The 275-nt window shown below is 49.5% G+C and carries 1 protein-coding gene; it reads right to left on the reverse strand.

The window, feature by feature from the left end:
- Window positions 1–275: leucine-rich repeat domain-containing protein (locus tag AMR42_RS20830; RefSeq protein WP_199858127.1), on the reverse strand; the 275-nt coding region annotated here is incomplete at both ends.

Here is a 275-nt window from a genome sequence, read left to right on the forward strand (position 1 = left end):
AGCTGACTCAATTGGTTGAAGCTGAGGTTAAGCAATGTCAGATTTTGCAGTTGACCAATTTCCGCCGGGAGCTGACTCAGTTGGTTGAAGCTGAGGTCAAGCAATGTCAAATTTTGCAGTTGACCGATTTCCGCCGGGAGCTGACTCAGTTGGTTGCTGCCAAGGTAAAGTGATGTCAGATTTTGCAGTTGACCGATTTCCGCCGGGAGCTGACTCAGTGGGTTGAAGCTGAGGTAAAGCTCTGTCAGATTTTGCAGTTCCCCAATTTCCGCCGG

The sequence above is a fragment of the Limnothrix sp. PR1529 genome (genome assembly GCF_002742025.1).
Taxonomy (GTDB): Bacteria; Cyanobacteriota; Cyanobacteriia; order CACIAM-69d; family CACIAM-69d; genus CACIAM-69d.